The 19,992-nt window shown below is 59.5% G+C and carries 14 protein-coding genes; 9 read left to right on the top strand and 5 right to left on the bottom strand.

Annotated features, from left to right (window positions below; translation table 11 throughout):
• The first annotated feature begins 275 nt into the window (after positions 1–275).
• The 4 genes from xdhA (at position 276) to guaD (ending at position 6,403) form a co-directional block, all read left to right on the top strand.
• Positions 276–1,730 (top strand): xanthine dehydrogenase small subunit, encoded by a 1,455-nt coding sequence (xdhA, locus tag AC07O1_RS09375; RefSeq protein ID WP_494992368.1) that lies wholly within the window; start codon positions 276–278, stop codon positions 1,728–1,730.
• Positions 1,723–4,122 (top strand): xanthine dehydrogenase molybdopterin binding subunit, encoded by a 2,400-nt coding sequence (gene xdhB / locus AC07O1_RS09370; RefSeq protein WP_495088588.1) that lies wholly within the window; start codon positions 1,723–1,725, stop codon positions 4,120–4,122. The genes xdhA and xdhB overlap by 8 nt, the downstream gene beginning before the upstream one ends.
• A 125-nt stretch (positions 4,123–4,247) precedes the next feature.
• Complete coding sequence (xdhC, locus tag AC07O1_RS09365) at positions 4,248–5,090, top strand: xanthine dehydrogenase accessory protein XdhC (protein WP_495088587.1); 843 nt, start codon at positions 4,248–4,250, stop codon at positions 5,088–5,090.
• An 8-nt stretch (positions 5,091–5,098) separates the two neighbouring features.
• Complete coding sequence (gene guaD, locus AC07O1_RS09360; RefSeq protein ID WP_495088586.1) at positions 5,099–6,403, top strand: guanine deaminase; 1,305 nt, start codon at positions 5,099–5,101, stop codon at positions 6,401–6,403.
• A gap of 126 nt (positions 6,404–6,529) precedes the next feature.
• Here guaD and AC07O1_RS09355 read toward each other — a convergent pair whose 3' ends face one another.
• Positions 6,530–7,294 carry a GntR family transcriptional regulator gene (locus tag AC07O1_RS09355; protein ID WP_495088585.1) on the bottom strand — a complete coding sequence of 255 codons (765 nt, stop codon included), beginning with the start codon at positions 7,292–7,294 and terminating at the stop codon, positions 6,530–6,532.
• A gap of 256 nt (positions 7,295–7,550) precedes the next feature.
• Between AC07O1_RS09355 and AC07O1_RS09350 the strand changes: the two genes are divergently transcribed.
• Positions 7,551–8,741 carry a benzoate/H(+) symporter BenE family transporter gene (locus AC07O1_RS09350; protein WP_495088584.1) on the top strand — a complete coding sequence of 397 codons (1,191 nt, stop codon included), beginning with the start codon at positions 7,551–7,553 and terminating at the stop codon, positions 8,739–8,741.
• Between the two features lie 174 nt (positions 8,742–8,915).
• Here the strand turns inward: AC07O1_RS09350 and AC07O1_RS09345 are convergent, their stop codons facing one another.
• Positions 8,916–9,260 (bottom strand): YggL family protein, encoded by a 345-nt coding sequence (locus AC07O1_RS09345; RefSeq protein ID WP_495088583.1) that lies wholly within the window; start codon positions 9,258–9,260, stop codon positions 8,916–8,918.
• Between the two features lie 232 nt (positions 9,261–9,492).
• Here AC07O1_RS09345 and dacB point away from each other — a divergent pair, with 232 nt between their 5' ends.
• On the top strand, positions 9,493–10,953 hold the full coding sequence (gene dacB / locus AC07O1_RS09340) for a D-alanyl-D-alanine carboxypeptidase/D-alanyl-D-alanine endopeptidase (RefSeq protein ID WP_495088582.1): 1,461 nt from the start codon (positions 9,493–9,495) through the stop codon (positions 10,951–10,953).
• Between the two features lie 61 nt (positions 10,954–11,014).
• Here the strand turns inward: dacB and AC07O1_RS09335 are convergent, their stop codons facing one another.
• The gene (locus AC07O1_RS09335; RefSeq protein WP_495088581.1) at positions 11,015–13,414 is read right to left on the bottom strand and encodes a sensor domain-containing diguanylate cyclase; all 2,400 of its coding nucleotides are present in this window, start codon (positions 13,412–13,414) and stop codon (positions 11,015–11,017) included.
• 137 nt (positions 13,415–13,551) lie between these two features.
• Complete coding sequence (gene rlmKL, locus AC07O1_RS09330) at positions 13,552–15,822, bottom strand: bifunctional 23S rRNA (guanine(2069)-N(7))-methyltransferase RlmK/23S rRNA (guanine(2445)-N(2))-methyltransferase RlmL (RefSeq protein WP_495088580.1); 2,271 nt, start codon at positions 15,820–15,822, stop codon at positions 13,552–13,554.
• A gap of 546 nt (positions 15,823–16,368) precedes the next feature.
• Here rlmKL and rmf point away from each other — a divergent pair.
• On the top strand, positions 16,369–16,584 hold the full coding sequence (rmf, locus tag AC07O1_RS09325; RefSeq protein WP_003223300.1) for a ribosome modulation factor: 216 nt from the start codon (positions 16,369–16,371) through the stop codon (positions 16,582–16,584).
• 169 nt (positions 16,585–16,753) lie between these two features.
• On the opposite strand, the gene AC07O1_RS09320 is transcribed toward rmf, so the two are convergent.
• Positions 16,754–17,773: a quinone-dependent dihydroorotate dehydrogenase gene (locus tag AC07O1_RS09320; RefSeq protein ID WP_494992378.1), complete on the bottom strand. Its 1,020-nt coding sequence runs from the start codon at positions 17,771–17,773 to the stop codon at positions 16,754–16,756.
• Positions 17,774–18,021: 248 nt separating this feature from the next.
• Here AC07O1_RS09320 and AC07O1_RS09315 point away from each other — a divergent pair, with 248 nt between their 5' ends.
• Both AC07O1_RS09315 and AC07O1_RS09310 read left to right on the top strand, forming a co-directional pair.
• Positions 18,022–19,233, top strand: coding sequence for a CmpA/NrtA family ABC transporter substrate-binding protein (locus tag AC07O1_RS09315; protein ID WP_495088579.1), 1,212 nt, complete (start codon positions 18,022–18,024; stop codon positions 19,231–19,233).
• Positions 19,234–19,248: 15 nt separating this feature from the next.
• Positions 19,249–19,824, top strand: coding sequence for an ANTAR domain-containing response regulator (locus AC07O1_RS09310; protein ID WP_494992380.1), 576 nt, complete (start codon positions 19,249–19,251; stop codon positions 19,822–19,824).
• Positions 19,825–19,992 lie beyond the last annotated feature (168 nt).

Raw genomic sequence — 19,992 nt, 5'->3', positions numbered from 1 at the left:
CTTCAAAATCTTCGATCGGTACAAGCGGCGCAGTGTAGCGCAATTGCCAGGTCATGGCGCAGGGCGCTGAATGGTAATGACCAGGGCGCTGAATCTGGCACGAAATAAGCTAAAAGCACCGTACCCCGAGAGGGTCAATAATGATTAGAGGGGTCGTTAATCGGTAAAACAGCATTTCCTGACCTTTAAGTCAGAAAATCATTGACCGAAAAGTCAGACATGACTAAATTCGGTACAAATCGGTTAACAACAATAATGAGTCTGCGAGGCCTTCCGTGATCCAGTTTTTACTAAACCAGGAACTCCGTAGCGAGCACTCCCTGGACCCGAACCTGACCGTGCTCAATTATCTGCGCGAGCACGTGGGCAAACCCGGCACAAAAGAAGGTTGCGCCAGCGGTGATTGTGGCGCCTGCACCGTGGTCGTCGGCGAGTTGCAGACGCAAGACGACGGCCGCGAGCACATTCGCTATCGCAGCCTCAACTCGTGCCTGACCTTCGTATCGTCGCTGCATGGCAAACAGCTGATCAGCGTTGAAGACCTCAAACACCAGGGTCAGCTTCACAGCGTGCAAAAAGCCATGGTCGAGTGCCACGGTTCGCAATGCGGTTTCTGCACGCCCGGCTTTGTCATGTCATTGTTCGCGCTGCAAAAGAACAGTGATCAGCCGGACTCCCATAAAGCCCACGAAGCGTTGGCCGGCAACCTCTGTCGTTGCACCGGCTATCGACCGATTCTCGCCGCTGCCGAACAGGCTTGCTGCGGCAAGCCGAGCGACCAATTCGATGCCCGCGAAGCCGAAACCATTGCACGCCTGAAAGCCATCGCGCCGACCGAAACCGGCGAACTCAACAGCGGCGACAAACGTTGCCTGGTGCCCTTGACCGTCGCTGATCTGGCCGACCTTTACGATGCCTACCCGCAAGCACGCTTGCTGGCCGGTGGTACCGACCTGGCGCTGGAAGTGACACAGTTCCACCGTGCCTTGCCAGTGATGATCTATGTCGGCAACGTCGCCGAAATGAAGCGCGTCGAACGCTTTGACGATCGCCTGGAAATCGGCGCCGCCACCTCGCTGTCCGATTGCTATGAAGCACTCAAGGCCGAGTACCCGGACTTCGGCGAACTGCTGCAACGCTTCGCCTCGCTGCAAATCCGCAACCAGGGCACGCTGGGCGGCAACATCGGCAACGCCTCACCGATCGGTGACTCACCACCGCTGCTGATCGCCCTCGGCGCGCAAATTGTTTTGTGCAAAGGCCAAACCCGCCGCACGCTGATGCTGGAAGACTATTTCATCGATTACCGGGTGACCGCGCGCCAGGAAAGCGAGTTCATCGAAAAGATCATCGTGCCCCGCGCCACAACCCAACAGATGTTCCGCGCCTACAAGGTTTCCAAGCGCCTGGACGACGATATCTCTGCGGTCTGCGCGGCATTCAATCTGCGCATCGAAAATGGCGTGGTCGCTGACGCCCGCGTCGCTTTCGGCGGCATGGCCGCAACGCCAAAACGCGCCAAAAGCTGTGAAGCCGCCCTGCTCGGCTCGCCGTGGAACTCAACTACCGTCGAACGCGCCTGCGTCGCTTTGGGCGAGGACTTCACGCCGCTTTCGGACTTCCGCGCCAGCAAGGAATACCGCCTGCTCAGCGCGCAAAACCTGCTGCGCAAATACTTCATCGAACTGCAAACACCGCACATCGAGACTCGGGTGACCGCTTATGTCTAATCATCACGCCGTAGAAAAGACTCAGGCTGAACTCGCCGAACTGTTTGCCCAGGACCTGACCACCGGCGTCGGCCGCAGCGTCAAGCACGATAGCGCGGACAAACATGTGTCCGGTGAGGCGGTGTACATCGACGACCGCCTGGAGTTCCCGAATCAGCTGCACCTGTACGCGCGGCTGTCCGACCGTGCCCACGCGAAAATCATCAGCATCGACACCGCGCCGTGCTACGCCATTGAAGGCGTGCGCATCGTCATCACCCATGAAGATGTGCCAGGCCTTAAAGACATCGGGCCGCTGCTGCCCGGCGACCCGTTGCTGGCCATCGATGATGTGCAGTTCGTCGGCCAGGTGGTACTGGCAGTAGCGGCCAGAGATCTGGAAACCGCGCGCAAAGCGGCCATGGCCGCGATCATCGAGTATGAAGATCTGGAGCCCGTGCTTGACGTGGTCGAAGCGCTGCGCAAACGCCATTTTGTGCTCGACAGCCATACCCATCAGCGGGGCGATTCGGCAACTGCGCTCTCTACCGCAGAGCATCGCATTCAGGGCACGCTGCACATCGGCGGCCAGGAACACTTCTATCTGGAAACCCAGGTCTCTTCGGTAATGCCCACCGAAGACGGCGGCATGATTGTTTACTGCTCGACCCAGAACCCCACCGAAGTGCAGAAACTGGTGGCGGAAGTGCTGGACGTATCGATGAACAAAATCGTCGTCGACATGCGCCGCATGGGCGGTGGTTTCGGCGGCAAGGAAACCCAGGCGGCGAGCCCGGCATGCCTTTGCGCCGTGGTTGCGCACCTGACCGGCCAGCCGACCAAAATGCGTCTGCCGCGGGTCGAAGACATGCTGATGACCGGCAAGCGTCATCCGTTCTACATCGAGTACGACGTCGGCTTCGACAGCACTGGCCGCTTACATGGCATTCAACTGGAACTGGCGGGTAACTGCGGCTGCTCGCCGGACCTTTCGGCGTCGATCGTCGACCGCGCAATGTTCCACGCCGACAACTCCTACTACCTGGGTGACGCGACCATCAACGGTCACCGCTGCAAGACCAATATCGCGTCGAACACCGCCTATCGGGGCTTTGGCGGCCCGCAAGGCATGGTCGCCATCGAAGAAGTGATGGACGCCATTGCCCGCCATCTGGCCCTCGATCCTCTGGCGGTGCGCAAGGCCAACTACTATGGCAAGACCGAGCGCAACGTCACCCATTACTACCAGACCGTCGAGCACAACATGCTCGAGGAAATGACCGCTGAACTTGAACAAAGCAGTCAGTACGCCGAGCGGCGTGAAGCGATCCGTCGCTACAACGCCAACAGCCCGATTTTGAAAAAAGGTCTGGCGCTGACACCGGTGAAATTCGGTATTTCCTTCACCGCCAGCTTCCTCAACCAGGCAGGCGCGCTGATCCATATCTACACCGACGGCAGCATCCATCTGAACCACGGCGGCACGGAGATGGGCCAGGGTTTGAACATCAAAGTCGCGCAGGTCGTGGCCGAGGTGTTCCAGGTCGAAATTGATCGGGTGCAGATCACCGCAACCAACACCGACAAGGTTCCGAACACCTCGCCGACCGCCGCCTCCAGTGGTGCCGACCTGAACGGCAAGGCCGCACAGAACGCCGCTGAAATCATCAAGCAGCGCTTGGTGGAGTTTGCCGCACGGCAATACAAAGTCAGCGAAGAAGACGTTGAATTCCACAACGGCCATGTACGGGTGCGTGATCACATCCTGACCTTCGAAGCGCTGGTCCAGCAGGCGTATTTCGCTCAAGTGTCATTGTCCAGCACCGGCTTCTACAAGACCCCGAAAATCTATTACGACCGCAGTCAGGCCCGTGGTCGGCCGTTCTACTATTTCGCCTACGGTGCGGCCTGCACCGAAGTGATCGTCGACACCCTGACCGGCGAATACAAGATGCTGCGTACTGACATCCTCCACGACGTCGGTGCCTCGCTGAACCCGGCCATCGATATCGGTCAGGTCGAGGGCGGCTTCATTCAGGGCATGGGCTGGCTGACCATGGAAGAGCTGGTGTGGAATGCCAAGGGCAAACTGATGACCAACGGCCCGGCCAGCTACAAGATCCCGGCAGTCGCGGACATGCCGTTGGACCTGCGAGTGAAACTGGTGGAAAACCGCAAGAACCCGGAAGACACCGTGTTCCATTCCAAGGCCGTCGGCGAACCGCCGTTCATGCTCGGCATCTCCGTCTGGTGCGCGATCAAGGATGCGGTGGCAAGCCTGGGCGATTACCGTCACCAGCCAAAAATCGACGCACCGGCGACCCCGGAGCGGGTGTTATGGGGCTGTGAGCAGATGCGCCAGTTGAAGGCGGCGAAAGCCGTGGAAGCCGAGGCTGAACTGGCTTCTTCCTGATGATCGTTCCCACGCTCTGCGTGGGAATGCAGCCCGTGACGCTCTGCGTCACATTTCAAGAGCGGACGCGGAGCGTCCAGAGATGCATTCCCACGCAGAGCGTGGGAATGATCTGTGAGGTGTGTATGTACAACTGGATCAGCGCACTCGCCGACCTGCAGAACCAGGGCGAACCCTGCGTGTTGGTGACCATCATCGAAGAGCTCGGCTCGACACCGCGTAACGCCGGTTCGAAGATGGTCGTCAGTGCTACGCAGGCTTTCGATACCATCGGCGGCGGGCACCTGGAATACAAGGCAATGCAGGTCGCCCGGGAAATGCTTGCCAGCGGCAAACAGGACACCCACCTGGAGCGCTTCACCCTGGGCGCAAGCCTTGGCCAGTGCTGCGGCGGCGCGACCGTGTTGCTGTTCGAACCGATGGGCCAGGTCCAGGCGCAGATTGCGGTCTTCGGCGCCGGCCATGTCGGTCGGGCGCTGGTACCTCTACTGGCCAGCCTGCCCTGCCGGGTGCGCTGGATCGACTCACGGGAGCAGGAGTTCCCCGAACAGATCCCTCATGGCGTGCTCAAGATCGTCAGCGAAGAGCCGGTGGATGAAATCGACAATCTGCCCGCCGGCAGCTACTGCATCGTCATGACCCATAACCATCAGCTCGATCTGGAATTGACCGCCGCGATCCTCAAGCGCAACGACTTCGCCTACTTCGGCCTGATCGGCTCGAAAACCAAACGGGTCAAGTTCGAACATCGCCTGCGTGACCGCGGTTTCGACAACGCGCTGCTGCAACGCATGCGCTGCCCGATGGGTATCGGCGAAGTCAAAGGCAAGCTGCCTGTGGAAATCGCCATCTCCATCGCCGGCGAAATCATCGCCACCTATAACGCAAATTTCGGCCAGCACACCGCGAAAGCCGAACCCATTGCAAAACTGCTGCCTGCCTCACGCCGCAGCCAAGCCACGAACTGAGAAATCCCATGCCTTTGACTCGCAAAGCCTACCGCGCGGCCATCCTGCACAGTATCGCCGACCCTGCCGTGGTTGGTATCGAAGCCTCTTACGAGTATTTCGAGGACGGCTTGTTGGTGACTGAAAACGGCCAGATCAGCGCCATCGGCCATGCCAGCGAACTACTCGCCAGGCTGCCAGCCGATATCGATGTCACCCATTATCAGGATGCACTGATCACTCCCGGTTTCATCGACACCCACATCCATTTGCCGCAGACCGGCATGGTCGGTGCCTACGGTGAGCAACTGCTGGACTGGCTCAACACCTACACCTTCCCGTGCGAAAGCCAGTTCGCCGATAAAGCCCACGCCGAAGAAGTCGCGGACATATTCATCAAGGAACTGCTGCGCAACGGCACCACCACCGCGCTGGTATTCGGCAGTGTGCACCCGCAATCGGTGACTTCGTTCTTCCAGGCTGCCGAGCAGCTGAACCTGCGGATGATCGCCGGCAAGGTGATGATGGACCGCAACGCGCCGGACTACCTGACCGACACCGCCGAATCCGGCTACCTCGAAAGCAAAGCGCTGATCGAACGCTGGCACGGCAAGGGCCGCCTGCACTACGCAGTGACCCCGCGCTTCGCGCCAACCAGCACCCCGGAGCAACTGACGCTGGCCGGGCAATTGCTCAGCGAATACCCCGACCTGTACATGCAGACGCACATCAGCGAAAACCTGCAGGAAGTGCAATGGGTCAAGGAGTTGTTCCCGCAGCGCAGCGGCTACCTGGACGTGTACGACCACTACAAGCTGCTGGGCGAACGCTCGGTGTTCGCCCACGGCGTGCATCTGTGCGACGACGAATGCGCGCGTCTGGCCGAAGCCGGTTCAGCAATCGCCTTCTGCCCGACTTCGAACTTTTTCCTCGGTAGCGGCCTGTTCAACCTGCCGATGGCCGAGAAGCACAAGTTGAATGTCGGTCTGGGCACCGATGTCGGTGGCGGTACCAGCTTCTCATTGCTGCAAACCCTGAACGAAGCCTACAAGGTCATGCAGCTACAAGGCGCTCGCCTGAGCCCGTTCAAATCGTTGTACCTGGCCACCCTTGGCGGCGCTCGGGCACTGCGTCTGGAAGACAAAATAGGCACGCTGCAACCGGGTACCGACGCCGACTTCCTGGTACTCGACTACAACGCCACGCCGTTGCTCAGCTATCGCCTGAAACAGGCCAGTAACATCGCAGAAACGCTGTTTGTGTTGATGACGCTGGGGGATGACCGGACCGTACTGCAGACCTATGCGGCGGGGAATCTGGTGCATCAACGCTAGATTTTCCGGACATTGATCGTTCCCATGCTCTGCGTGGGAATGCAGCCCGTGACGCTCTGCGTCGCTGGACGCGGAGCGTCCCTAGAGGCGTTCCCACGCGGAGCGTGGGAACGATCAAAGATCTCTTTAGAGTTTCGCTGCGGAACGCCCTGGTTTCTTGATCTGCAACAGATGCGAGAACACTGCGTGCAGGTCGTCCGAGGCGCCTTCTTCGTCGAGGTTGAGCTTGCTGTCGATGTGATCCATGTGATGCATCATCAAGTCCACCGCAAGCGTCGCGTCGCGAGCCTCGATGGCATCGATCAATTGAGTGTGCTCATCGTAGGAGCAGTGCGAGCGGTTGCCGCTTTCGTACTGGGCGATGATCAATGAAGTCTGGGACACCAGGCTGCGCTGGAAGCTGATCAGCGGTGCATTCTTCGCCGCTTCAGCCAGTTTCAAGTGGAACTCGCCGGAAAGCCGGATACCCGCCCCGCGATCGCCACGCGAGAAGCTTTCGCGCTCCTCGTTGACCATCTGCCGCAGCTCGGTCAATTGCTCGGCCGTCGCATGTTGCACCGCCAGCTCGGTAATCGCCCGCTCGACCAAACGTCGTGCAAGGAATACCTGACGGGCTTCCTCGACGCTCGGGCTGGCGACCACCGCACCGCGATTGGGTCGCAGCAACACCACGCCTTCATGGGCCAGACGCGACAAGGCGCGGCGGATGATGGTGCGACTGACCCCGAAAATTTCCCCCAGCGCTTCTTCGCTCAACTTGGTGCCGGGCGCCAGACGCTGTTCGAGGATAGCCTCGAAGATATGTGCGTAGACAATATCGTCCTGGGTTCCGCTGCGGCCGGCCTTGCCTGCGCGCGGTTGTTTCTTGAGGGGTTGCAACTGTTCGTTCATGGGCGCTCGAGTGAGGAAAACTGCGGCGAATCAACCGTGACTGTAATACGACACGGCGGGTCGCGGGCAAGTATCGCGTAAAAAACATGGCACATTGTACACAACCGGCTGTGCTAACACGACTGTACGGCAGTTTACGCCCGCGGCTGTATTGCAATGATCAGATACGTTTGAGTTTAGGCTTGAACATAGAGTCTGCGGCAGCTCCTGCGCTCTGGCCACGGATCATCTTGACCAAAACAAGGAACACCGCTCCATGAACGACGCCACTCAAGCGCAGTTACGCCCGTTGGCCGACACTTCGCCATCTGCCATCGTCGCTGGCTTCATCGCGATGATGACCGGCTACACCAGCTCGCTGGTGCTGATGTTTCAGGCTGGCCAGGCGGCCGGACTGACCAGCGGACAGATCTCGTCCTGGATCTGGGCGATCTCGATCGGCATGGCGGTGTGCAGCATCGGTCTGTCCCTGCGCTATCGCACCCCCATCACCATCGCCTGGTCGACCCCGGGCGCGGCGCTGTTGATCACCAGCCTGGGCGGAGTGACCTACGGCGAAGCCATTGGCGCCTATATAACCTGTGCGGTGCTGGTGACGATCTGCGGGCTGACCGGGAGTTTCGAACGCTTGGTCAAGCGTATTCCCGCCTCGCTGGCCGCGGCGTTGCTGGCCGGGATTCTGTTCAAGATCGGCAGCGAAATTTTCGTCGCCGCGCAACACCGCACGGCACTGGTGCTGGGCATGTTTTTCACCTATCTGGTCATCAAGCGCCTGTCGCCCCGCTATGCGGTGCTTGCCGCGTTACTGATCGGCACTGCGCTCTCCAGCCTGATGGGGCTGCTGGACTTCAGCGGCTTCAGCCTTGAGGTCGCCACGCCAATCTGGACCACGCCGCACTTTTCCCTGGCTGCGACCATCAGCATTGGCATTCCACTGTTCGTAGTGGCGATGACCTCGCAGAACATGCCGGGCATCGCCGTGCTGCGCGCCGACGGTTACAGCGTGCCGGCGTCGCCACTGATCACCACCACCGGCATTGCTTCACTGCTGCTGGCCCCGTTCGGCTCCCACGGCATCAACCTCGCGGCGATCAGCGCCGCCATTTGCACCGGGCCGCATGCCCATGAAGACCGCAACAAGCGCTACACCGCTGCGGTCTGGTGCGGAATTTTCTACGGGATTGCCGGGGTGTTCGGCGCCACACTGGCGGCGCTGTTCGCTGCGTTGCCGAAAGAACTGGTGCTGTCGATTGCCGCCCTGGCCTTGTTCGGCTCGATCATCAACGGCCTGAGCATCGCCATGTATGAAGTGAAAGAACGCGAAGCAGCGCTGATCACCTTCATGGTCACCGCATCGGGACTGACACTGTTTTCGATTGGTTCGGCGTTCTGGGGGATTGTGGCGGGGGTGTTGACGCTGGTGATTCTGAATTGGCGTAAGGCGTAGCAGCTGGCGAAGCCTGCGTTCGGCCGCGCAGCGGTCGCAATATGGATATCGCGGTCATTCTGAATAAATGCGCAAACTGATTTTGCGACCGCTTCGCGACCGAACGCAGCCTGGCGGCAGCTGCTATAGAGCAGTATCGAATCAGCGGCCCGGGCGGGCCGCTGATTGATGACATCAGGCTACCGGATTGATTGGTTTTTCCGGGTACCAGACGTCCAACAGCGGGCTGACTTCAACGCTGGTCAGCTCGGTGCGGGCTTTGAGCCAGGATTCAACCGTGGCGCGCTGCTCTTCGCTGACCGAACCGCGCTTGATCAGGCAAACCAGACCGTAGTCATCGCCGCCAACGTAGCCGAGGCCGTTGGCTTCCATCGCTTCATTCAGGAACGCGTCGAGGAAAGCGTCAATAGCTTCATCAGCCAAATCTTCTTTGAAATCCAGATTCAGCTCGAAACCCAGCTCTTGAAATTCATCGACGCACAGTTTTTTGCGCAGACGCTGGGAACGGTTAGTCGCCATGGAACAATCCTCATAAGTAATAACGGGCGGCACTTTAGCAGTTTAAGTCGCCGATTGCCTGACTCTCTGGGGGCTTGGGCCTACCGCCGGTAAAAAAATAGCGAATTAGGGGGGCAGCCTAAGGCACAAGCCACTCCACCTTGGGGCATAATGCCGACACTTTCATGACCACTGAGGGAATTTATCAACATGCCCTCATCTTTTTCCCCTCGGCTGTAGGGTTTTACTTCACATGATCAAATCTTTGCGTCCATTGCTGCTTGCCAGTCTTCTTTTGCCCCTGGCGCTCCCTGTTTCTGCTGCCCCGATCAATACCGCCCTGTCACCCAACGTTGAAAAGGCCCTCAAGGCCAGCAAGTTGCAGGACAGCGCCTTGTCCCTGGTGATGATCCCGCTCAACGGCCCCGGTACCCCGACCATCTTCAATGCCGACGTCTCGGTCAACCCGGCATCGACCATGAAGCTGGTCACCACCTACGCCGCCCTGGAAATGCTCGGTCCGAACCACCAGTGGAAGACCGAGTTCTACACCGACGGCACCCTCAGTGGCGGCATCCTCAACGGCAACCTGTACCTCAAGGGTGGCGGTGATCCGAAGCTGAACATGGAAAAACTCTGGCTGCTGATGCGTGACCTGCGGGCCAATGGCGTGCAGCAAGTCACCGGCGATCTGGTGCTGGACCGCAATTTCTTCGTGCAACCGCAATTGCCGGAGTTCAATGACGACGGCAATGACGAGAACAAACCGTTTCTCGTCAAACCCGATTCATTGATGGTCAACCTCAAGGCGTTGCGCTTTGTCGCTCGCAATGACTCGGGCAAGGTACTGATTTCCGTCGAGCCGCCAATCGCCAGCATTCAAATCGACAATCAGGTCCAAGCCGTCAACTCCAAGCAGTGCACCGGCAACGTGCGCTACAACCCGGTAACCCGTGCCGACGGCGGCGTGAACGTGACAGTCAACGGCCAGCTGGGCGACGGCTGCAGTTCGCAGACCTACCTGTCTCTGCTCGACCACGCGACCTACACCGCCGGTGCCGTGCGGGCGATTTGGCAGGAACTGGGCGGCAGCATTCAGGGCAAGGATCGTCTGGCCGCCGTGCCTAAAGATGCCAAGGTTCTGGCCCGGGCGTTCTCGCCGGATCTGGCCGAGATCATCCGCGACATCAACAAATACAGTAACAACACCATGGCCCAGCAACTGTTCCTCAGCCTCGGCGCTCAATACCGCAACGATGCCGACGCAGATGACGCCAAAGCCGCCCAACGCGTAGTTCGCCAGTGGCTGGTGAAGAAAGGCATCACTGCGCCGCATCTGGTCATGGAAAACGGTTCCGGCCTGTCTCGCGCCGAACGGGTCAGCGCCCGGGAAATGGGCGCGCTGCTGCAGGCGGCCTGGAGAAGCCCGTACTCGGCCGAGTTCATCAGTTCGATGCCGATTGCCGGCACGGACGGCACCATGCGCAAACGCCTGAAACGCACAGCCATGGCCGGTGAAGCGCATATCAAGACCGGCACCCTGAATACCGTACGCGCCATCGCCGGCTTCAGCCGAGACAGCAACGGCAACACCTGGGCAGTGGTGGCGATCCTCAATGATCCGAAACCATTTGGCGCGTCCTCGGTGCTCGATCAGGTACTGCTGGATCTTTACCGTCAGCCGAAATCGGCGGCGACGGCTTCGGCGCTGTAACCCTCAAAACCATTGCTGATCGTTCCCACGCAGAGCGTGGGAACGATCAGCGCATCAGACCTTAAACCAACTCCGTCTCAACCCGATCCCGCCCCGCCTGCTTGGCCGCATACACACCCGAGTCGGCCCGCAGCAGCAACGCATCAGCTCCCTCACCTGACCGCCAACTGGCAATCCCGAAGCTCGCTGTCACTGAACCTACCCCATCGATCGGCAAACTGCGCAGCCCCTGCCAAAGCTCTACCGCAAGGGTATAAGCCTGCCGCGCATCAGTGTCCGGACACAGCACCATGAACTCCTCGCCGCCTAAACGACAGAACACATCGGTACGCCGCAGCCGCTGGCCGATGCGCTGACAGACGCCTTGCAGCACCCGATCACCCACCGCATGACCGTGCTGATCATTGATACGCTTGAAGTGGTCGATATCGAGCATGATGACCGCCAGTTCTCCGACACCGCGCTCAACCCGGGCCATTTCGGTTTTAAGGCGCTCCTGGAAATAACGCCGATTGTGAATCCCGGTCAGGGAGTCGGTAACCGAAAGCGCGCGCAGTTCCTCCTCAACCCGCTTCATATCAGAAATATCCGAGACATAGCCGTGCCAAAGCACCCCGCCACCGGGTAACTCTTCCGGCGTCGCCTCACCACGCACCCAGCGCAGCCCACGCTGGGGCAGCTGCACACGGTACTCCTCACGCCACGGGCTAAGCTTCTGGGCAGAGGAGCGAATCGAGGCGCGGACTCTGGTCGAGTCTTGCGGATAGATTCGCTCGAAGATTGCCTCCGCGTTTGTTTGCAGCACATCCGGCTCAATCTCGTAAATGTCACGAATGCCGTCACTGACATAGATGACGCTGAACTTGCCGTCAGCCGCCATCTTGAATTGGTAAATCCCGCCCGGCACATGTGCGCTGAGCTTCTTCAGCAGACTATCGCGCGCCGCCAGTGCTTCGTGCACCCGTTTACGCTCAGTAATATCGATGCAAATCGCCAGATGCCCGATCCAGAGACCCAACTCATCGAACACCGGCGCCACCAGCATATTGACCGTCAGTCGGGTGCCATCCTGACGCACCAGCGTCCACTCGCGAGCCTCATGCCCACCCTCTTCGCCACCCTCGACGAGCATTGCCTGGCATATCGGGATCGGTTTGCCATAACGCCGACTCAGTTGCTCCGCTCGCGCCTGCAGCTCAGTGGCCAGGTGCAGGCTTTCCAGTGTCATGTGTTCCAGCACATCGACACTTCGATAACCGAGCATTTGCTCGGCGCCGGCATTGAAGGTGCTGATCAGGCCGCGCAAGTCCGTCGCGATAATCGCCACCTGCGTCGCCGCATTCAACACACTGCGCAGCTGTCCGTGGGCACCGCGCAGTTCCTGCTCGCGCCGGCGCAATTCACGGGTGCGTTGTTCGACCAGCGCCAAGGCCCGTTGTCGCTGGCTGACCAGGACATAAAGCAAGGCGCTGAGCAGGACGCTGAACAAACCGCCGGGCACCACCAGGCTGATGACCGAAAAATGATTGGCCCGCATAAATGCCGCGCTGGGCCGGATATCCACCTGATAATCGTGATCCGCAAAGCGCAGCGAACGAGACGCCAATAACTCACTTTGCACTGGCCGATTATCCGATTCATAGAACGTTTCGTGCTTATTCTCGGTGGACAGATCGAGAATGTGTATCGCCAGGTTGTCATGACTCGCCTCAGGCAAACCGTCAGCCACCAGCTGACGGATGCTGATCACTGCCATGACGTAGCCATAGGGTTCGGGCGTCGGGCTTGCGCTGGATGAGCGCATGCTGACCGGTGCGACTAACAAGACGCCGCGAGCATAGGCCGGCTCGATCCCGACCAGGTCCATCGGTTGCGAGACCGCCAGAGATCCGTGGTTGCGTGCGCGCTCCAGGGTCGAGCGACGCAAAGGCTGGGCCAGCAAGTCATAGCCCAACGGTACACCGAGAACACTTTGCGTCTGGCTGAACAACACCGGCACGTACTCATCGCGCTCGGCAGCCAGTTGCAATTGACCCGCAGCATTCAATTCACGAATGGAAAAGCCCGCCAGCCCCTGCGCTCGCACGTTGCGCTCGAACAACGAGCGTTCGACGCCAATGACTCGCGGCGCCCAAGAGTAGGCTTGAGTTCGGAGTAACAATGGCTTGGCGTAGCCATCAAATTCCTGGCGGGTTACCGAATCGGAGTAGGTAAAAAATCGCCGCAGACTGTCGAGGCGCTGCTCCTGGTCTTCGAAACGCTCCTCAATTCGGCTGTAACGCTCGCTGACCAGCAACTGAAAGCGCTGACGCAATTGTTGCTGATACAGATTGAGCGTCGCCCAGGCCAGCAATCCCGTCAGAATGCCTCCGGCGAGCAATACCAGTATCGCGACCAGCCAGGCCGAAACATCTTCGCTGATGAATCCCAGAATTTTCGGGCGCACGGCATGCAACGACATAAGCAGAACTCAAAACGCCAGCGAGCTTGGGCGTCACATGGGCTTTGACTGAGTTATAGCTATTTGCCACTAATTTGACCAGCGTAAAAAGAGCCAAGAGCCTTTAAAAATCAAGGCTCTATGGATCCAATCACTATTTAGCGGGCGGTAATTTTCCAGGCACGGTGGATTTTTCCGTTACGCGCAAAATCCGGGTCGATAGTTTGCTCGGTGATTTCCTCAACGGCGTAACGCGTTGTGAGGTTTTCCTCAAGCTGGAACTTGCGGAAGTTGTTGGAGAAATACAACACACCGCCTGGGGCAAGACGCGCCATTGCCAGATCGATCAATTGCACCTGATCGCGCTGCACGTCGAAGATCCCTTCCATGCGCTTGGAGTTGGAGAAAGTCGGCGGGTCGATGAAGATCAGATCGAACTCATCGCGGCAGGTATCCAGCCAGGCCATTACGTCGCCCTGCTCCAGACGGTTCTTGTCGGAGAAGCCGTTGAGCGACAGGTTGCGTCGCGCCCAGTCCAGATAGGTTTTCGACAAGTCGACGCTGGTCGTGCTGCGCGCGCCGCCCTTGGCTGCGTGCACGCTGGCCGTCGCGGTGTAGCAATACAGGTTGAGGAAGCGCTTGCCGGCGGCCTCTTTCTGAATCCGCAGGCGCATCGGCCGGTGATCCAGGAACAGCCCGGTGTCGAGGTAGTCGGTCAGGTTGACCAGCAACTTCACGCCGCCTTCGCTGACCTCGGTGAACTTGCCTTGGGCGCTTTGGCGCTCGTACTGCTTGGTGCCGCTCTGGCGCTCGCGACGCTTGACGATCACGCGGCTCTTGTCGATGTTCAGCGCCTGCGGAATGGCCGCCAGGGCATCGAACATACGCGCCGAGGCTTTTTCCGGATCGATCGACTTCGGTGCCGCGTATTCCTGAACATGGACCCAGTCGTGATACAGGTCGATGGCCATCGAGTACTCCGGCATATCGGCATCGTAGACGCGGTAGCAGTCGATACCTTCGCGCTTGACCCACTTGCCCATGGCCTTGAGATTCTTTTGCAGGCGGTTGGCAAACATCTGCCCGCCTTCGCTCAGACGTGCCTGTTCAACTACTGGAGCCGGTGCAGGCGCTGGCTTGATCGGATTGCCGTTCTTATTGTATTGACGCTCTTGCGGCTCGGTCGGCGACTGATCGTAGGCCGCCTGTTCACGTTCGGCCTGACGCTGTTCCGGGGTACGACGCTCACCGGTGACGAACTGATCCGGCAGTACCTTGATCAGCAGCAATTTGCACGGCAAGGCGCCGTTCCAGAACGAATACTGTTTGTGGCTGCGGATGCCCATGCGTTTGCCCAGATCCGGCGCGCCGGTAAACACCGCGGCTTCCCAGTTCAGGCACGCCTGACGCAGACGTTCGCCGAGATTCTGGTAGAGATAGAGCAGGCTCGCCTCATCACCCAGACGCTCGCCATACGGAGGGTTGCAGATCACCAGGCCTTTCTGGTTCTGGTCCGGACGCGGCTCGAAGGTCGCGACTTCACCCTGGTACACCTTGATCCAGTCGCTCAGGCCAGCACGTTCGATGTTGTTGCGGCCCGGCTGAATCAGTCGTGGGTCGGCTTCGTAACCGCGAATCCACAGCGGTGGCTTGGCCAGACCGGCAGCGGCACGTGCCTTGGCTTCTTCATGGAGCTTTTTCCACAGCGCCGGCACATGGCCGAGCCAGGCGGTGAAGCCCCACTGCTCGCGTCGCAGGTTCGGTGCCATGTCCGCGGCGATCATTGCAGCTTCCACCAGGAAGGTGCCCACACCGCACATCGGGTCAGCCAGCGCGCCGCCGTCGGCAGCAATGCGCGGCCAACCGGCACGAATCAGAATCGCTGCCGCGAGGTTTTCCTTCAGCGGTGCCGCACCTTGCTGCAGACGGTAACCGCGCTGGTGGAGGCTGTGGCCAGACAGATCGAGAGACAGAATCGCTTCGCCACGGTCCAGACGCAGGTGAATGCGCAGGTCCGGGTTGATCTTGTCGATGGATGGACGCTCGCCCGACGCAGTGCGCAGCTTGTCGACAATCGCATCCTTGACCTTCAAGGCGCCGAAGTGAGTGTTGTCGATGCCTGAACCGTGACCGCTGAACTCCACCGCCAGGGTGCCATCGTTGAGCATATGGTCCTGCCACTCGACATCCAGCACACCGTGGTAGAGGTCTTCAGCGTCCTTCATCGGGAAGCGCTTGAGGACCAGCAACACCCGGTTGGCCAGACGCGACCACAGACACAGGCGATAAGCCGTCTCCATGCTGGCCATGCCGCGCACGGCGGAGGTGTGCTCGCGCGCTTCCTCAAGGCCAAGCCCGACGGCTTCCTCGATAAGCAGGCCTTCGAGACCTTTAGGGCAAGTGAGGAAGAGTTCGTAACGATCCGACATGGGGAGTTCCAGGGCCTTTAAGCAATGAGTGAACGGGCAACGCATTGCCCGCCCGGTTTTCAATCAAGCGCTTTTCTCGAAGAGCGCTCGCGTGGCACGAAGGTGTGCCATCCCACCCCGACTGCTCAGCCAACCAAGAGGTTAAATGAACTTAGATGCAAGGGCAGATAAAAAATTCGTTGCAACAAAATGTCATATCTCGACCCTTCGTCGAAAAATACCCGACTGCAACAGGCCGACATTTTCGCGAGTGAATTAACCTCCGAATCTGGCAGGAGGCTGATCATAGCGGGCTTTGCTCAAAAAACAGGTCGCGAAACCCGTCCAGCTTATCGCCTTAACATCATTATCGTTACGTCCTTATGACAAAACGATCATTCCCTCGATGTGACGCATTGGTTAGAACTCAATACAGGTTGACGCCGCAATGACGTCAACACCTTGGCTCGCGACGCCGGCAGCGAGCCACCAACGGCAGAGACTTTCTGCCCGGCCTCGATTGAGGCCGACAGGACATTACACAGTCAACATTGAGGGAAACACCCTATGAGAAGACTTAAGCGTGATCCGTTGGAAAGAGCATTTTTACGCGGATATCAATATGGCGTTGGTGGCAAATCCCGTGAGCTTTGCCCATTTACTCTACCGTCAGTACGCCAAGCGTGGATCAATGGCTGGCGAGAAGGACGCGGCGACAACTGGGACGGTATGACCGGCACTGCGGGGATCCACAGACTCAACGAACTTCACGCCGTCGGCTAAACAGGGCACACATTCCGACACCAACACCTGATTACGCAACGACTTAACCACGCACGTCCCATCCGGACGGCGGGCTTCGGCCCAGGGGCTCCTTCACGGAGCCCTTTTTTATGCCTGAAAAATCACCTTTGTGGCCGGGGGACTTGCCCCTCGCCACAATGGACCGCCCTTATCGCAATGCCGCGATCGCATCCACCGACTGGCGAATCAACGCCGGGCCCTTGTAGATAAAGCCCGAATACAACTGCACCAGGCTCGCGCCAGCGGCGATTTTCTCAGCCGCGTGCTGGCCTTCGGTGATACCGCCCACAGCGATGATCGGCAAGCGACCGGCCAATTCGCCGGCCAGCACCTTGACGGTGTGGGTGCTCTTGTCGCGAACCGGCGCGCCCGACAGGCCGCCTGCCTCGTTGCCATGCTCCATGCCTTCGACGCCGACGCGGCTGAGGGTGGTGTTGGTAGCGATCACCGCATCCATCCCCGTCTCGATCAATGCTTGCGCGACCTGTACGGTTTCTTCATCGGTCATGTCCGGGGCTATCTTGATCGCCAGTGGTACACGCTTGCCGTGACGCTGCGTCAGGTCTTCCTGGCGTTGACGCAGCGCTTCGAGCAACTGCTTGAGCGAATCGCCGAATTGCAGGCTGCGCAGGCCTGGAGTGTTCGGTGAGCTGACGTTGACCGTTACATAGCTGGCATGGGCGTACACCTTGTCCAGACAGATCAGGTAATCATCGACCGCACGCTCGACCGGTGTGTCGAAATTCTTGCCGATATTGATACCCAGAATGCCTTTGTACCTGGCCGCTGCCACCCGTGCCAGCAAGTAATCGACGCCGAGGTTGTTGAACCCCATACGGTTGATGATCGCCTCAGCTTGCGGCAAACGGAAAATCCGTGGTTTCGGATTACCCGGTTGTGGACGTGGGGTGATGGTGCCGATCTCGACAAAGCCGAAGCCCAGCTGGGCAAAACCATCAATGGCCGCGCCATTCTTGTCCAGGCCCGCTGCCAGACCGACCGGATTGGGGAAATCCAGCCCCATGACATTCACCGGCAGTTGCAAAGGCGCCTTGCACAGCAAGCCATTGAGACCCAAACGCCCGCCCGCACCGATCAGGTCCAGGGACAGATCGTGGGAGGTTTCCGGGGAGAGTTTGAACAATAGCTGGCGGGCCAGGGTATACATGGGCGGGCTTGACTCGGTTGGCGGCGAAATGAGGCGGCGATTATAGCCGGGCAACGGTGCCGCAAGCGAGGCACGCGATGAAATCAATGGAGAGTGGCATATGCCTTGCACCATCGATTGCATCAGCTCTCATGCCAACGGCGGGATGAGTCCCAAGTTGTTATTGAAAAGGACAACGGCGTCGTCACCCGGCTTTGCTTTGGCAAGGGACCTGGGTACGACGCTTTTTTATGGAAGGTGCACACCTGATGAATGAGTTTCCAGCCAATCCACTGGCCTGGGTCAATGGCAGCGATGCCCCGGAAAAGAGTGCGATCAATCTGGGCTTCATGGCCCTGAGCGATTGCGCCTCGGTGGTGGTCGCCGCCACCCAGGGCTTCGCCCAGCCCTATGGGCTGACCTTGAACCTCAAGCGCCAGTCATCCTGGGCCAACCTGCGGGACAAACTGGTCAGCGGCGAGCTGGATGCCGCTCACAGCCTGTATGGCTTGATCTACGCCGTGCACCTGGGCATCGGCGGCATCGCGGCCAGCGACATGGCGGTGCTCATGGGTCTGAACCAGAACGGTCAAAGCATCAATCTGTCCCACGGCCTGCAAGCCCTTGGCGTGACCAGTCCTGAAGCGCTTCACCTGCACGTGCACCAAAGTCGCGCAAAGCTGACCTTCGCCCAGACGTTCCCCACCGGCACCCACGCCATGTGGCTCTATTACTGGCTCGCCAGCCAAGGCATCCATCCGCTGCAGGATGTCGACAGCGTGGTGGTGCCGCCGCCGCAAATGGTCGCGCATTTGCAGGCCGGGCGCATCGACGGCTTTTGTGTCGGCGAGCCGTGGAGCGCCAGTGCAGTGAAGCAGGATCTGGGGTTCACGATGGCCACCAGCCAAACCATCTGGCCCGATCACCCGGAGAAAGTGCTGGGCTGCACCCGCGCATTTGTCGAACAGTACCCCAACACCGCCCGCGCACTGGTCATGGCGATCCTCGAAGCCAGTCGCTTTATCGAACAGAGCACCGAGAACCGTCAAAGCACCGCGCAACTGTTGAGCGGTCGAGAATATCTGGACACGCCCGTAGACTGCATCCAGCCACGCTTGCTCGGCGACTATGCCGATGGCCTCGGCAATCGCTGGCAAGACCCCCATGCACTGCGCTTCCACGGCGCGGGCGAGGTCAACCTGCCATACCTTACAGATGGCATGTGGTTCATGACCCAATTCCGCCGCTGGGGCTTGTTGCGTGACGACCCGGATTACCTCGGCGTCGCTCGCCAGGTTCAGCAACTGGACCTGTACCGCGAGGCGGCCACCGCTGTAGGCGTGAGCCACTCTGGCGAGGCAATGCGCAGCAGCCAATTGATCGACGGCAAGATCTGGGACGGTTCGGACCCGGCCGGTTATGCCCGCAGCTTCACCCTGCACGCCATGAACGCCCCCTCCGCCCTTCTTGCCAGCCGCTGACAGGAGCCTGCGAAGATGTTGCGTATCCTGCTGATCAACGACACTGCAAAAAAAGTCGGACGGCTCAAAGCCGCCCTGACCGAGGCCGGGTTTGAAGTTATCGATGAATCCGGCCTGACCATCGACCTGCCGGCGCGCGTCGAAACGGTGCGCCCGGATGTGATTTTGATCGATACCGAGTCACCGAGCCGCGATGTGATGGAGCAAGTGGTACTGGTCAGCCGCGACCAGCCACGGCCAATCGTGATGTTTACCGATGAACATGACCCGGACGTGATGCGTCAGGCGATCAAGTCCGGGGTCAGTGCCTACATCGTCGAAGGTATCCTCGCCTCGCGCCTGCAACCGATCCTCGACGTGGCCATGGCCCGCTTTGAAAGCGACCAGGCCTTGCGCGCGCAGCTACTGGCCCGCGACCAGCAACTGGCCGAGCGCAAGCGCATCGAGCTGGCCAAGGGCTTACTGATGAAGATGAAGGACTGCAAGGAAGAAGAGGCCTACACCCTGATGCGCCGCCAGGCCATGAGCCGCCAACAGAAGCTGATTCAGGTGGCTGAACAGATCATCGCCATGAGTGAGTTGCTGGGCTAACAGTATCGCTCCCACGCTCTGCGTGGTAGCGCACGCCCTGGACGCTCCGCGTCCGTATCAGACTGTGACGCGGAGCGTCACGGGATGCATTCCCACGCAGGGCGTGGGAACGATCATCTCGATCCTGGCGCGGCTCTTGCTAGGTAATCCATACAGGTAACCAACGGC

Source organism: Pseudomonas sp. GW821-FHT07G10 (assembly GCF_059418545.1).
This window is presented reverse-complemented; position numbering and strand designations above follow the sequence as displayed.

What these genes read in the sequence shown, in the direction of transcription:
- xdhB (WP_495088588.1), top strand. Translation starts at nt 1,723, where the DNA reads ATGTCTAATCATCACGCCGTAGAAAAGACTCAGGCTGAACTCGCCGAA.
- AC07O1_RS09320 (WP_494992378.1), bottom strand. Translation starts at nt 17,773, where the DNA reads ATGTATACCCTGGCCCGCCAGCTATTGTTCAAACTCTCCCCGGAAACC.
- AC07O1_RS09345 (WP_495088583.1), bottom strand. Translation starts at nt 9,260, where the DNA reads ATGGCGACTAACCGTTCCCAGCGTCTGCGCAAAAAACTGTGCGTCGAT.
- rmf (WP_003223300.1), top strand. Translation starts at nt 16,369, where the DNA reads ATGAGAAGACTTAAGCGTGATCCGTTGGAAAGAGCATTTTTACGCGGA.
- xdhC (WP_495088587.1), top strand. Translation starts at nt 4,248, where the DNA reads ATGTACAACTGGATCAGCGCACTCGCCGACCTGCAGAACCAGGGCGAA.
- AC07O1_RS09355 (WP_495088585.1), bottom strand. Translation starts at nt 7,294, where the DNA reads ATGAACGAACAGTTGCAACCCCTCAAGAAACAACCGCGCGCAGGCAAG.
- guaD (WP_495088586.1), top strand. Translation starts at nt 5,099, where the DNA reads ATGCCTTTGACTCGCAAAGCCTACCGCGCGGCCATCCTGCACAGTATC.
- AC07O1_RS09335 (WP_495088581.1), bottom strand. Translation starts at nt 13,414, where the DNA reads ATGTCGTTGCATGCCGTGCGCCCGAAAATTCTGGGATTCATCAGCGAA.
- dacB (WP_495088582.1), top strand. Translation starts at nt 9,493, where the DNA reads ATGATCAAATCTTTGCGTCCATTGCTGCTTGCCAGTCTTCTTTTGCCC.
- AC07O1_RS09350 (WP_495088584.1), top strand. Translation starts at nt 7,551, where the DNA reads ATGAACGACGCCACTCAAGCGCAGTTACGCCCGTTGGCCGACACTTCG.
- AC07O1_RS09315 (WP_495088579.1), top strand. Translation starts at nt 18,022, where the DNA reads ATGAATGAGTTTCCAGCCAATCCACTGGCCTGGGTCAATGGCAGCGAT.
- rlmKL (WP_495088580.1), bottom strand. Translation starts at nt 15,822, where the DNA reads ATGTCGGATCGTTACGAACTCTTCCTCACTTGCCCTAAAGGTCTCGAA.
- AC07O1_RS09310 (WP_494992380.1), top strand. Translation starts at nt 19,249, where the DNA reads ATGTTGCGTATCCTGCTGATCAACGACACTGCAAAAAAAGTCGGACGG.